The 12952-nt window shown below is 32.4% G+C and carries 13 protein-coding genes; 6 read left to right on the top strand and 7 right to left on the bottom strand.

Features of this window, described 5'->3' with window-relative positions; translation table 11 throughout:
- Positions 1-18: 18 nt before the first annotated feature.
- The 5 genes from MK119_RS02415 to MK119_RS24175 all read left to right on the top strand — a co-directional run bounded on the left by MK119_RS02415 (position 19) and on the right by MK119_RS24175 (position 4714).
- Positions 19-1278: an ABC transporter permease gene (locus tag MK119_RS02415; protein ID WP_290670462.1), complete on the top strand. Its 1260-nt coding sequence runs from the start codon at positions 19-21 to the stop codon at positions 1276-1278.
- Positions 1279-1333: 55 nt separating this feature from the next.
- Positions 1334-2482 carry an efflux RND transporter periplasmic adaptor subunit gene (locus MK119_RS02410; RefSeq protein WP_290670459.1) on the top strand — a complete coding sequence of 383 codons (1149 nt, stop codon included), beginning with the start codon at positions 1334-1336 and terminating at the stop codon, positions 2480-2482.
- Between the two features lie 30 nt (positions 2483-2512).
- Positions 2513-3946 (top strand): TolC family protein, encoded by a 1434-nt coding sequence (locus MK119_RS02405; RefSeq protein ID WP_290670456.1) that lies wholly within the window; start codon positions 2513-2515, stop codon positions 3944-3946.
- An 85-nt stretch (positions 3947-4031) separates the two neighbouring features.
- A complete protein-coding gene (gene tsaB, locus MK119_RS24180; protein WP_366512756.1) occupies positions 4032-4307 on the top strand; it encodes a tRNA (adenosine(37)-N6)-threonylcarbamoyltransferase complex dimerization subunit type 1 TsaB in 276 nt (91 codons plus the stop codon).
- The gene (locus MK119_RS24175; RefSeq protein WP_366512755.1) at positions 4307-4714 is read left to right on the top strand and encodes a hypothetical protein; all 408 of its coding nucleotides are present in this window, start codon (positions 4307-4309) and stop codon (positions 4712-4714) included. The genes tsaB and MK119_RS24175 overlap by 1 nt, the downstream gene beginning before the upstream one ends.
- A 553-nt stretch (positions 4715-5267) precedes the next feature.
- Here the strand turns inward: MK119_RS24175 and MK119_RS02395 are convergent.
- From MK119_RS02395 to MK119_RS02380, 4 genes are all read right to left on the bottom strand, one after another.
- A complete protein-coding gene (locus tag MK119_RS02395) occupies positions 5268-6128 on the bottom strand; it encodes a mechanosensitive ion channel domain-containing protein (protein WP_290670454.1) in 861 nt (286 codons plus the stop codon).
- A gap of 155 nt (positions 6129-6283) precedes the next feature.
- On the bottom strand, positions 6284-6655 hold the full coding sequence (locus tag MK119_RS02390; RefSeq protein WP_290670451.1) for a DUF1304 domain-containing protein: 372 nt from the start codon (positions 6653-6655) through the stop codon (positions 6284-6286).
- 123 nt (positions 6656-6778) lie between these two features.
- Positions 6779-6979: a dodecin family protein gene (locus MK119_RS02385; RefSeq protein WP_114902434.1), complete on the bottom strand. Its 201-nt coding sequence runs from the start codon at positions 6977-6979 to the stop codon at positions 6779-6781.
- 74 nt (positions 6980-7053) lie between these two features.
- Positions 7054-7959, bottom strand: coding sequence for a NifU family protein (locus MK119_RS02380; RefSeq protein ID WP_290670443.1), 906 nt, complete (start codon positions 7957-7959; stop codon positions 7054-7056).
- Between the two features lie 434 nt (positions 7960-8393).
- Between MK119_RS02380 and MK119_RS02375 the strand changes: the two genes are divergently transcribed.
- The gene (locus tag MK119_RS02375) at positions 8394-9398 is read left to right on the top strand and encodes a type IX secretion system membrane protein PorP/SprF (RefSeq protein WP_290670441.1); all 1005 of its coding nucleotides are present in this window, start codon (positions 8394-8396) and stop codon (positions 9396-9398) included.
- Between the two features lie 67 nt (positions 9399-9465).
- On the opposite strand, the gene MK119_RS02370 is transcribed toward MK119_RS02375, so the two are convergent.
- The 3 genes from MK119_RS02370 to MK119_RS02360 form a co-directional block, all read right to left on the bottom strand.
- Positions 9466-10299: a hypothetical protein gene (locus MK119_RS02370; protein ID WP_290670438.1), complete on the bottom strand. Its 834-nt coding sequence runs from the start codon at positions 10297-10299 to the stop codon at positions 9466-9468.
- Between the two features lie 194 nt (positions 10300-10493).
- Positions 10494-11663: a vWA domain-containing protein gene (locus tag MK119_RS02365; RefSeq protein WP_290670436.1), complete on the bottom strand. Its 1170-nt coding sequence runs from the start codon at positions 11661-11663 to the stop codon at positions 10494-10496.
- A gap of 87 nt (positions 11664-11750) precedes the next feature.
- Complete coding sequence (locus MK119_RS02360) at positions 11751-12779, bottom strand: SIMPL domain-containing protein (RefSeq protein ID WP_290670433.1); 1029 nt, start codon at positions 12777-12779, stop codon at positions 11751-11753.
- Between the last annotated feature and the right edge of the window lie 173 nt (positions 12780-12952).

Raw genomic sequence — 12952 nt, 5'->3', positions numbered from 1 at the left:
AAGAACCAAGAACTAACAATGAAATTTATATTTACAAGAGATACTTGGCAAGAAATTTTCGGAGCAATTCGTAAAAACAAACTACGAACGGCCATTACTATTATTGGTGTTTTTTGGGGGATTTTACTCTTTGTAGCATTGCAAGGTGCTGCAAAAGGGATGGAAAACGGATTTGATGACCGATTCAAAAATTTGGCAACAAACAGTATGTTTCTTTGGTCAGAACAAACAGGAATTCCATATGGAGGTTATAAAAGAAACCGTAAAGTTCGTCTAGAACTTAATGATACTTATAGAATCGCAAGTCAAATTGAAGGTGTACAATTTGTAGCACCACGAAATGCTAAAGGAGTTTTTGGAGATGCGGTTCCATTAGTAATCAATAAACTAAAATCTGGAAACTATAGAGTATTTGGGGACTATCCCATTATTGATAAAGTCTCCAAGAAAAAATTGAGGAAAGGGCGTTTCCTAAATCAAAAAGATATTCAAGATCAACGAAAAATATGTGTCATCGGAGAACGTATAGAAAAAGAACTATTTGAAGAAGGCGAAAATCCAGTCGGACAATACATCAAAATCAGTAATATTTATTTTCAAGTAGTTGGTGTTTACAAAAGGAATAATACAGACTTTTTTGAAAGAGACAATTCCATATTTATACCATTTACCACATATCAAAAAGTATTCAATACAGGAAACCGAATTGGTTGGATGGTCATTGCAGGTTATCCTAAAGAGGATATTATTGCCGTTGAAGAAAAAGTAAAGAATTTATTGAAAAGGCGATACACAGTACATCCTAATGATGAAAGAGCTTTTGGAGCATTTAACTTTGGAGAAATGTTTGGAAAAATTACTGGGTTTGTCAAAGGATTAAAATTTACAGCACTTATTGTAGGAATTGCTACAATCTTAGCAGGAGTTATTGCCATTGGAAACATATTGCTAATTACTGTAAAGGAACGTACAAAAGAAATAGGAGTCAGAAGAGCATTAGGGGCAAAGCCAGGAGAAATTCGAGGACAAATCATCTTAGAATCTGTATTCTTAACATTAACAGCCGGACTTTTAGGAATGACAGTAGGTGGATTATTACTGTCATATTTGAATGATCTGGCTAAAAGTTGGGATTTTCCATTTTTGAATCCAACAGTAAGTTTGCCGTATATCGGGTTTGCGATTGCGATCATGGTCATATTAGGAACATTAATTGGATTGATCCCAGCACAACGAGCCGTAAGTATCAAACCTATAGATGCTTTGCGAGAAGAATAATAAATATATTATAATAATACACACTAATCAGGTACTAAACCAAGAATCAAAAAAAATGAAGAAAGTTTTACGAATCCTATTGCTAATCATACTTTTAGGAGGTGCATTTTTTGCAGGAACATACTTTGTAAAGTCAAATACGACAAACGTAGAAACCTTTGAAACTACCACTGCGTTCAAAGATACAATCATCGAAAAAACAGTTGCAGCAGGAACAGTGATTCCAGAAAATGAGGTGGAAATAAAACCGCAAATCTCAGGAATCATTGAAAAAATATTTGTAGAGGAAGGTGATAAAATTCAAGCAGGAGATTTAATTGCGCGTATCAAAGTAGTGCCAAATGAGCAATCGTTGAACAGTGCACGAAACAGAATTAAGAATCAAAAAATTGTGATGGATAATGCTAAAGTAGCCTACGATAGAAACAAAACACTTTTTGACAAAGGAATCATATCTAGTCAAGAATTTGAACGTGCGGAGCTTTCATACAATCAAGCAAAACAAGAAGTACGTAATGCACAAAGCGATTTACAAATCATCAAAAGAGGTTCTGTTGGAGGTTCTGCTGCCAATACAAACATTAGAGCAACGGTTTCTGGAACTATCTTGGTAATTCCAGTAAAAGAAGGAGATCAGGTTATTGAAAGTAATACGTTCAATGCAGGAACAAGTATTGCTACGATTGCCGATTTAGGAAAAATGATCTTCGAAGGAAAAGTAGATGAGGCAGAAGTTGGTAAATTAAAGCCAAATACAGAACTTACTGTAAACTTAGGTGCAATTGAAGATAAAGATTTTGTGGCTAAGTTGACGTTTGTAGCACCAAAAGGAGTTGAAGAAAGTGGTGCAGTACAATTCAAAATAAAAGCAGATGTAGAACTGGATAAAAACTATTTCATAAGAGCGGGCTACAGTGCAAATGCTACAATTGAACTAGGGAAAAAGGAAAATATTCTGGTAATTGATGAAGGATTGCTTAGATTTGATTCAAAAAATGAAGATAAGCCGTATGTTGAAATAGAAAAAGGAGAACAAGAATTTGAAAAAAAATTCATAGAAGTTGGAATCTCTGATGGGAAAAATATAGAAATCCTTTCTGGATTAGAAAAAGATGATAAAATCAAAATATGGAACAAATTTGCTATCAAAAAAGAAGATGATAAATCAGAAGGAGAAGATAATGGCAACGAAGAAAACGATTAACATTAACACCGAAATAGTATAACCATTAACATGAAAAAAGTTTATATCATTATCCTGCTTATTACAGGAACAATTACTACAATGCATGCCCAAAAAAAATGGACATTAAAAGAATGTGTTGACTATGCTTTAGAAAATAATATCGCTATCAAACAAGCACAACTGGATAAAGAAAGTTCTGAAATTGACAAAAAAGAGGCTATCGGAGGATTTTTACCAACATTAAATGCTTCGACATCACATTCTTGGAACATTGGTTTAAACACAAATGTAACTACAGGAGTGTTACAAAATCAAACGACACAAAATACATCAGCTGGGTTAAGCATGAATGTAACTCTTTTTGATGGTTTGCAAAATGTGAATAGACTTCATAGGGCAAATTTAACTTTACTGGCCAATCAGTATCAGTTAGATGATATGAAAGACAATACTTCGTTGCAAGTAGTACAAAGTTTTTTGCAAATATTGTTCAACAAAGAATCTTTAAAGGTATTGAGGTTGCAAATTGAAGTGACAAAAAAAGAATTAAAACGTACCCAAGAGTTAGTTGATGAAGGTGTGTTGGCTCAAGGAGAAATTTCAGAAATTGAAGCAAATATAGCGACACAAGAACAGCAAATTGTAAATGCTGAAAATACCTTGCGTATTTCTAAAATATCTTTAGCGCAACTTTTATTGATTACAGATTATGATACTTTTGATATCGAGGAAGGAAATTACGCAATTCCTAAGACAACGATCATGAATAACTCACCAAAACAAATTTTTGAAAAATCGTTAGAAGTTCGAAATGATGTAAAAATCTCCGAGACAAATATAGAAATTGCTGAATATGATTTGAAACTCGCAAGAGGACAAAGATATCCGACATTGACAGGTTTTTATAGTTTTAATACCAGAGCAAATAATTTGGATATTTTTGCAGGGACCATCCCAAACTCAGAAATGCCATTTAGAGAAATTGGTTTTGTGGAAGGAACTGGAGAGTCAGTACTAGGACCGAACCTTGTAACATTAACGAAGAAATCAGATCCATTATTTGATCAATTTAGAGCAAACAAAGGTAATTCTTTTGGTTTGCAATTGAATATACCAATCTTTACTGGTTTTAGAATTAGTAATGGCATAAAACGCTCTAAGATTGCGATTGAAAGAGCGAAATATAATCTAGACCAAACAAAAAATAATTTAGAAGCTACCGTAAACCAAGCGTATAATGATGCAAAAGGAGCACTAAAAGCCTATGAAGCTGCAGAAAAAACCTTGACAGCTAGGAGAATTGCACATGATTATTCTACAGCTCGGTTCAATGAAGGTGTAATGAATTCGTTTGATTTTAGTCAATCCAAACAACGATTGGAAGCCGCAGAATCAGATGTAATACGTACGAAATACGATTACATTTTCCGTTTAAAAATATTAGAATTCTATTTTGGGCTTCCATTAACGGAATTGAACTAGAAAACAAAATAAAACACACAAAAAAAGCATCAATACTTTTATAAAGGTTGATGCTTTTTTACTTTTGTTTAAAATTAGCAGTCTAATGGCGATACGATTATACTTAGAAACCTCAACTACGAACTGTTCTGTGTGTTTGGCGGATGATGAAAAAGTGCTATACTTTAAGGAAGAAAACAATAAAAACTATTCGCATTCTGAAAAGCTACACGTATTTATCAAAGAGGCGTATGAAGCTGCTCAAATTCAACCAGAAGATGTAAAAGCTATGGTCGTGGGAAAAGGTCCAGGATCGTATACAGGATTGCGTATAGGTGTTTCTGCTGCTAAGGATTGTGTTTTGCTTCTGACATTCAATTAATGGCGATTGAAAGTTTAGAGGTGCTCTCACGCTCTATTATTATTACAGATGGAGTTATTTTGCCATTGCTAGATGCGCGCCGTATGGAAGTATATTCGGCAGTATTTGATGCCAACTATTCGCAAATCAGAGAAACAAAAGCAGAAATCATCACAGAAACTTCTTTTGAAGACTATTTAGCTAAAGGAAAAGTACATTTTATAGGAAACGGAGCAGAAAAGTGCAAAGGTGTGATAACACATGAAAATGCAATTTTCTATGATGAGCTATACTTTCCATCTACAGAAAAAATGATTCCGATTGCGATAGATAAACACCAAAAAAACGATATCGAAGATGTCGCTTATTTTGAACCATATTACCTAAAAGACTTTGTAGTCACCAAACCAAAGAAAAAAGTTACATAGATTTATTTTCTTAAATGCTCTTCATAAAAAAACATAAGCTAGTTGTTGAAAAACCGATTGATATTGTTAGCAACTAATTAAAGTCGCCAACTGAAAGCATAACAGTTACTGAATTGAGTGAAACAGAACTGCATGGGTTAATGAAAAATAAATACGGATCTGGCTATGATGTCATATCTAGAATTCATTTAAAATCTATCTCATCTGAAAAGACGGCAGTAACAATAAAAAATAAATTTGATCTATTCACAAATGTTTTTCTCATAGCTATGTTTGTTGTGCTTTGGATAATTTCTCTATATCAATTGATAAAAAGAAGGAAGTTAGTAACATAGTAGGAGGAGCTGAAAAGATGGGTGCCTCAACACTTGATTATACAGAAGAATTAGGGATATTTGTTGATGATTATGTGCCAGATACTGATCCTTCAGTATTTTAAAATCACCTTCTCATGTAAATTTCCTAAAAAAATAAGGAGCATAAAAATTTACGCTCCCCATATTATTTATTTTAATTAAAAGATCAAAATGTATTTAGTATACTAATACATCTTTTACATTTTTTTCTCAATTTCAACGCTAGTTGGATATGGAATTTCAATTCCAGCAGCATCTAAGGCAATTTTTGTGTGTTCTAATACATCAAAATACACATCCCAATAATGTGCTGCTTTTGCCCAAGGGCGCACTGCAAAGTTTACTGAGCTATCTGCTAATTCAGAGACATTAACAGTTGGTGCAGGATCTTTCAACACTTTTGGATGATCGGTTAATACTTTCATCAATACATCTTTTGTTTGTTTAATGTCTGAATCGTATGCAACACCAATTACATGATCAACTCGCAGTGTAACTTCTGCTGTGTAATTCACAATATTTCCATTAGATATTGCGCCATTTGGAATGATAGCTAATTTGTTTTCTGGAGTATTTAAATGTGTCGTAAAGATTTGAATTTCTTTTACAACTCCCAAAACACCTTGTGCTTCTACTAAATCTCCAATTCTATAAGGCTTGAAAATCATAATTAATACACCACCTGCAAAGTCTGATAATGATCCTTGTAATGCCAAACCAATTGCCAAACCAGCGGCACCAATAATAGCGGCAAACGAGGTAGTTTCAATACCTAATTGTGAAGCAACAATAACAAACAATAAAATTTTAAGTGTCCAACCAAGTAAGCTCCCTAAAAATTTCAGTAGTGTCTCATCAATTCCACGTCTTTTCATTACCTTTATTGATAAACGTACAATCAATTTGATAATAAATAGACCAATAATTAAAATTGCCAAAGCAGCAACTACTTTCAGTCCATAATCTACAAGAATCTTCTCTAGATCAAAATTTTCAAACCAACCAGAAGCAGTATTTGTTGTTTCCTCTACAGGAGTTTGCGTTTTTGTTTCTTCCATGATATTCGTATTTGTTTTTGTGATGGTGCAAAATTATAAAATCGAAAGGTTACAAAATAAATTTGTAATTGAATTTTTAAGCTTTCTATAAACGACAAAAAAACTGCCAAATTGAATGATTTTAGTGATGTGTAGAAGCTAGAAGAACTGTGATATTAAAATTCTAAAAACATTCGTAATAAAATAACGGCTAATGCTAAAAATGCAGGAGTTCCTTGTACAATTAAAATTCGCTTATTTTTAGTAGAATAAGATCCATACAATGCTGCAATACATACACAAATAATGAAAAATAGGCTTACGTGAATGTTTTTGGTGTACAATGACCAAAACAATCCTGCGGCTAAAAATCCGTTATACAATCCTTGATTTGCGGCAAGTATTTTGGTTTCTTCTGCAAAATCTTTTGATTTCAATCCGAAGGTTTTCATTCCTTTCGGTTTGGTCCACAAAAACATTTCTAAGTATAGAATGTATATATGTTCAATGGCGACAAGCGCAATAAGAATGGTTTCTAAAGTTTTCATAGGCTAACTTTTATATTTTGTTGTTATGATTTAAGGTAAATAAAAGGTATGGAAAATCTACGAGTAAAAAAAAAGCGTTATCATTATTTGACAACGCCTTTAATACATATATAAAGTATATTATTATTTTACCTCAAACGTAAGCTTTAAATTTACGCGGTATTCAACTACAGCTCCATCTTGTACAATTGCACTTTGATCTTGTACATATACAGATTTGATATTCTTAACTGATTTAGAAGCTTGTTTTACAGCTTTTGCAGTTGCATCTTCCCAACTTTTCTTTGAATTTGAAAGTACTTCAATTACTTTTAATACTGCCATAATAGTCTTTTTTAAGGTTATATGATAATTTACTTTTCAAAGTACGGCAATTCTTATAATTAAAAAAGTATTTCTTATCCGTTAATTGCCACAACTTCGTTAATCTGCCCTTTTAATAGGTTCTTTAACGTATTTTCAATACCACTCTTCAATGTTAGGGTAGAAGATGGGCAACCACTACATGCTCCTTGCAGTACAACTTTTACTACTTTAGAAGCTGGATCGTACGAATCAAACATAATGTTTCCACCGTCACTTGCTACAGCAGGTTTGATATATTCTTCTAAAATATTTACAATTTCTTTTGAAATATCATCCAAAGCTTCAAAACTCTCTTCTGAAATCTCAATTCTTTCTTTTTGTTCTACTGGAATATCTTCAGAAACCACTTCTTTTCCTTCCTGGATATAATTACGGATAAACTCACGTAGTTCCATTGTAATATTATTCCATTCTACCATGTCATATTTCGTAATTGAAATATAATTTTTATCTAAAAAGATTTCTTTAACAAATGGGAAGTGAAATAATGCTTGTGCTAAAGGAGCGTATTTTGTTTCGTCAATATTCTTAAATTCTAAAATACGATCTACAATTTTTTTATTAGCAACAAACTTCATCACTGTCGGATTTGGTGTGCTTTCTGCATAAATTGTAACAGGAACTACCTTTTTTGGAGTAGCCGATTCGCTAATAACTTCTTTTCCACTATTAATATATGCTTGAATTTGTTCAGCTACTTCTTCTTGAACATCTTCCCATGTCACAATATTATAGCGTTCAATCGCAATAAAATTTCCAGAAATAAAAATTGTTTTTACAAAAGGTAAATAAAATAATTGCTGCGCTAGCGGCGAATCTTGAGCGTCATCTATATTTTTAAACTCGTAACTATTATGGCGTGTAAGAAACGTACTTGCTTCGAATTTTATAATTGCTGGATTGCTTGTTTTTTCTATACTTATTGTAATACCACCCATGGCGTTAAATTTTTTTACAAAAGTAACCAATATCGACGTAATCTATTCCATGGAGTTGGGTAAAATATTCAATTGTTAAGCTAGGTTTAAAAGAAAATTATTTTTTGTGTTAAAATAATTATTAAATAATTGCGTTTTTAATACATTAACGCCTGAAACGAAACCGTATGAAAAACTCGTTTTTATAAAAGGAGGATTCTTAAGGAAACATTATAATAAATTAAGATAAGAATTACATACTTATCAAATAATTTATATATTTGACCAAATGTGTGGCATTTTACACTATGGAAATACCTTTAAAAAAGGAGTATTGCATATAATTAACTGAAACACAACAAATAAAGGCCTCGTTATCAAATAATAAGTTGCATTGAATCTCGATACGACTCCATATCGTGTCGATTATTCTTTACAGAAAAAGATAAACACTAATGAAATTTAAAAAATACTTAGCTATTGTTGCCATCGCATTTGGAGTGCAATGCTCTTTTTCGCAAGATGGACTTCCTGTTTATGTAGACTATCTTTCTGATAATTTATACCTAATTCATCCTTCGATGGCTGGAGCATCTAATGCTTCTAAAATTCGATTAACAGCTAGACAGCAATGGTTTGACGTAGATAATGCGCCGTCATTACAAACCTTAAGTTTTAATACTCGTGTTGGAGACAAAGTCGGTGTTGGAGCTATCATCTATAATGATGAAAATGGAAACTTCTCACAACAAGGAGCGTATCTTACTTTTGCATATCACTTATTACTTTCTAGAAACAGAGTTGACTTAAACCAGCTTTCTTTTGGAATTAGTACAGGTTTTACACAAGGAACATTGGATGAAACAGGTTTTGATATTATAAACAATCCTGATCCTATTATTTCAGGAACGCAACAAAACACAACGTATTTTAATGTAGATTTTGGAGCATCGTATTATTTATTAGATTTCTACGCGCACTTAACAGTGAAAAATGCATTGCCAACCAAAAGAGATTTATTCTCTCAGGAATTTGAATCAAAAAACCAACGTCGTTATTTGGCTTCTGCAGGATATGTATTCGGTGGATATAATAGTGACTGGAAATATGAACCATCAGCAATGTTTCAATATACAGAAGAAACGCAAGAATCTTCTTTTGATATAAATATGAAAGTATACAGAAGCTTAGAATTCGGTTCACTTTGGGGCGGATTGTCATATAGAAGAAGCTTAGATGGAGCAGAGTTCGTAAATGGAACACAAGTAGATAACCAAAAACTACAATACATTACACCATTTGTTGGAGTAAACTATAACAAGTTTATGTTTGCGTATACATATTCATACCAAGCAAACTCTTTAGTACTTTCTAATGGAGGTTATCACCAAATCACTTTAGGATATGACTTTGGAAGCAGAAGAGATCCATACGATTGTAACTGTCCAGCAATTAACTAAGACTTACACAGAACAGTATACAAAAAAGGCTTGCAAATCATTGCAAGCCTTTTTCTTTGAATAATATTTAGTTTTTGTATTCTGTGTGGATCAATTTGTTTGCATCCCAAGTTTCTATTTTGGTCATTTTTCCTGTACGATCGTAATAGTAATGTTTTTTAACGCGTTCTTCGTCAATATATTCACCTTCATACTTCTTATGACCATTCTCATAAAATTCTCTGTAAACGCCTTCTCTAAAATCATCAACAAGCTCTTCGGTGAATTTTAAAAAGCCATTTGGGTAATATTCTTTGTGAATTGCTGTTTCATCCATATCATAATCTGAAATTTCTTTAACGCTTTTTACAGTACTATCTTCTCTAAATTCTGTTTGTACACACGAAACAACATAACGACTATCATCTATAGTTTCATCATACAAATACGTATATTGTGTTAGTATTTTTAAAGCACCATTTTTATGATATTCCCTTTCGCTCATTACATTTCCTTCATGATAAAAGTCACTATACTCTACTGAACCATTTGGTCTGTAATCGATAAAATTTCCTTGTTCAAAACCGCAATGATAATTTGAAATAGATTTTAAACTACCATCTTTATAGTAAAAAGACCATTTGCCGTGTGACCTTCCTTTTAAAATTTTCTGCTCTTCGTTAAAATACTTTCCCACACCACAACCAAATCGATATATTTTGTAGTAATTAGTTTCGTATTCACATTTTTTATACTGTGTTTTTGATTGAATATTCCCGTTTTTATAATATTGAACAAAAGTGCTGTCTTGGGTTTGGTCTTTTAAAAAATACTCGCGAAACACGTTTCCATTATCATAATATTCAATAATAGGTTTTTGTGCTAAAAGTAAAAAGGGAAAGAGGAATAATATATATATCATAGTTGTAATATTGATTTTAGAAATATCCTAAGATTAAAATGATCTGACTAAAATGTCAAATCGAGCGCAATCGAGATTTAATAAAAACCTCAATCACACTCGAAATGAAAAGAACTAATTTCGAATTAGTCTGATAATTTAAAAGGAAAGCTGTCTAATAACTAAAAGCCTGCGAGCTAAAACCTAAGACCTAACTACCACGTATAATTTTTACGAGCCGCTTGTGTCTTAATCGCTTTGATCATTGCGCTTTCCAGATCGTCTTTACCTTCTTTTTTATTTTGTTTTGAAATGAATTCTTTACGTTTAGTATTCAACTCGCGAATGTTACGTTGAATCTCTTTACGTAATTTTTGTTGTCGCTCTACATACGCCAAAATTTGCTCTTTTGATTTTCCTCTCAACTCTTTTGGCAATTCTTTTTCGCTTAATTCTGCTAATTTTACAGAGTCATTAGCAATTCCATCTACCAAATCCCAAGAAGAGTTTGTGTAAAAACTAGAACTCTTAGAAACAGCTCTGTCTACAGCAATTTCTTCATTGATGGAGTTTGCATTAAAATCTTGCGTACTTTGCTGCGCCATTTTATATGCGCCTCTTCTTCCATAAGCGATATATGTTTTGTTCAATTGTGAATTGTATTCCATGATTTTTTGATCATACGGAGTCTTTACGTATACAATATTTCTATTGTGTGCAATGGTCATATAATCGCCTTTTCCTTTAATAGCGCCATCTTTCCACATTCCAGAAATTCCTTGCTCATAATTCCCGCAGAAAATAGTATTGACAACAACATCTTTTTCATAAGCATTGGTAACTGCATCTTTATAATTGATACTTCCTTGGGTAAAAGGTTCATTTCCTGCAATAAAAAGTAATTTCAAATCTTTTGGATTATTTCCCCAATTAAGTTGATCTAACGAAGTCTGAATCACATGTCCACAAAACTCACTGCCACCTCGAGTTGTCAACGAGAATAGTTTTTCAGAGATTTCATCTAAGTCATTGCTAAAGCCTAATACCTGGCGAATATATCCTTCCTCTGAAGGTAAATTGTCGTTTCCATATTCATACAAAGCAATCTCTAAGTTTGGTTTATCATCACCACATTTGGCATACGATAATTCATTAACAATTTCCCATAATTGCGCTTTTGCTTGATGAATCAATCCATCCATGCTATTGCTAGTGTCTAATAACAAGGCAACTTTAATAGTATTTTTTGTTTTTACTGGTAGCATTTTAGTATCTACAGTTTCGATCGTTGCTTCACTCAACAATGCAGTATCTGCTTTTGAGTTTCCTTTACAAGACATTGTTAAAATCAATGTACTTGCTAAAAATACGTGTAGTTTTTTCATCTTTTTCTTTTTTAATGAGTACTAAATAGTAGTTCATTCATGTTTTAAGTTTAACATTTTACGTTTATTCGGTTTTATGTTTAATGATTAGTTGTTGGTTTTTAATTCTTTTACATCAATTTTTCCATCAGGTGAAATCACATAATACTTGTGTTCTGTTTTTACTTCAGTTTTTGGTGGTTGTTTTTGCTCTTTCGGTTTTGGTGAATACACCAATTTAATTTGCATTCCAACCTGAACTACGGGTTCCAAAATTGCAGGATTCATTACAATGTCATAATTTTCAGTAGAAATTGGTTGATAGTAATACGAAGTTTGTTTTTTGGCTTTTGTGACACCTTTTTTCTTTTTTAAAGCTTCAAAAGAAACACTATTATACGCTTGGTAATTTCTGTAGAAATCTTTTGGGAAATAACAATACTTGTCATCTGCCATGACTACATTATAATCAGACAAATCAAAGCCTAACATTTTATAGTATTCCTTTTCTTCTTTTACGAGTGAAACTAATGCTGTTTGAAGCTTTTTGTACACAGCTCTAATGTTTTCAATAAAATAATCCACTTTCACCAAGTTGTAGATTTCATTGGCTGCACAAGCTGCGAGAATCATTTCGAATTGCTGGGTTTTTTTGAATTGAATATGAATGTTTTTTTGTAGCTCAAAACCTTTAGGGACTTCATTATATTTTGTGCTAAACAACTTTTTCTGCACTTCAATTTCATATACAGGAACAAACGAAATGACATCTACAGCAATGTCTTCTTTTTTAATACCAGTTGCCAACAGCTCGTTTCTAACATTATCAATACGTTCGTTAACTAGTTCATGAGTTTCTTCGGCTGTAGGGCCAATTTGTGAAATATTGAAAATGGCAGTATATGAACTAGCTTTTGCATTGTACAGAGCATTCAAATCAATAATAATAGAGGAACTTGGATTTACGTTTCTCCTTGGATTTGTAGATTGCGGCCCGTAAATAGTGGCATTTCCCATCTTAGCCGAAGTTGCAATATTTTGCCTGGAAATTTGAACATTCTTATCATAATTTCCTTTATGCTGTGCAAAGATGAACTGGGTAAAACACAAGCACAGTAAAAGATTTATTTTTTTCATTTGGTTTTAATTTTCCCTAAAAGTACCCGCAAAGAAATCGGAAAAAAAACACTAATGAGTTAACAATCGTTTTGAATGAGTGAACCAATTCTTTTCATGAGAGAAAGCGTTAAAAAATAGTCTAAAAGTGCTAAAAAACTAGGTTTTGTAGAAGCCTGTATTTTAGTATATCA

Source organism: Kordia sp. (assembly GCF_022447245.1).
GTDB lineage: Bacteria > Bacteroidota > Bacteroidia > Flavobacteriales > Flavobacteriaceae > Kordia.
The sequence above is the reverse complement of the archived record's forward strand: the minus strand, read 5'-3'. Positions and strand labels throughout refer to the sequence as shown.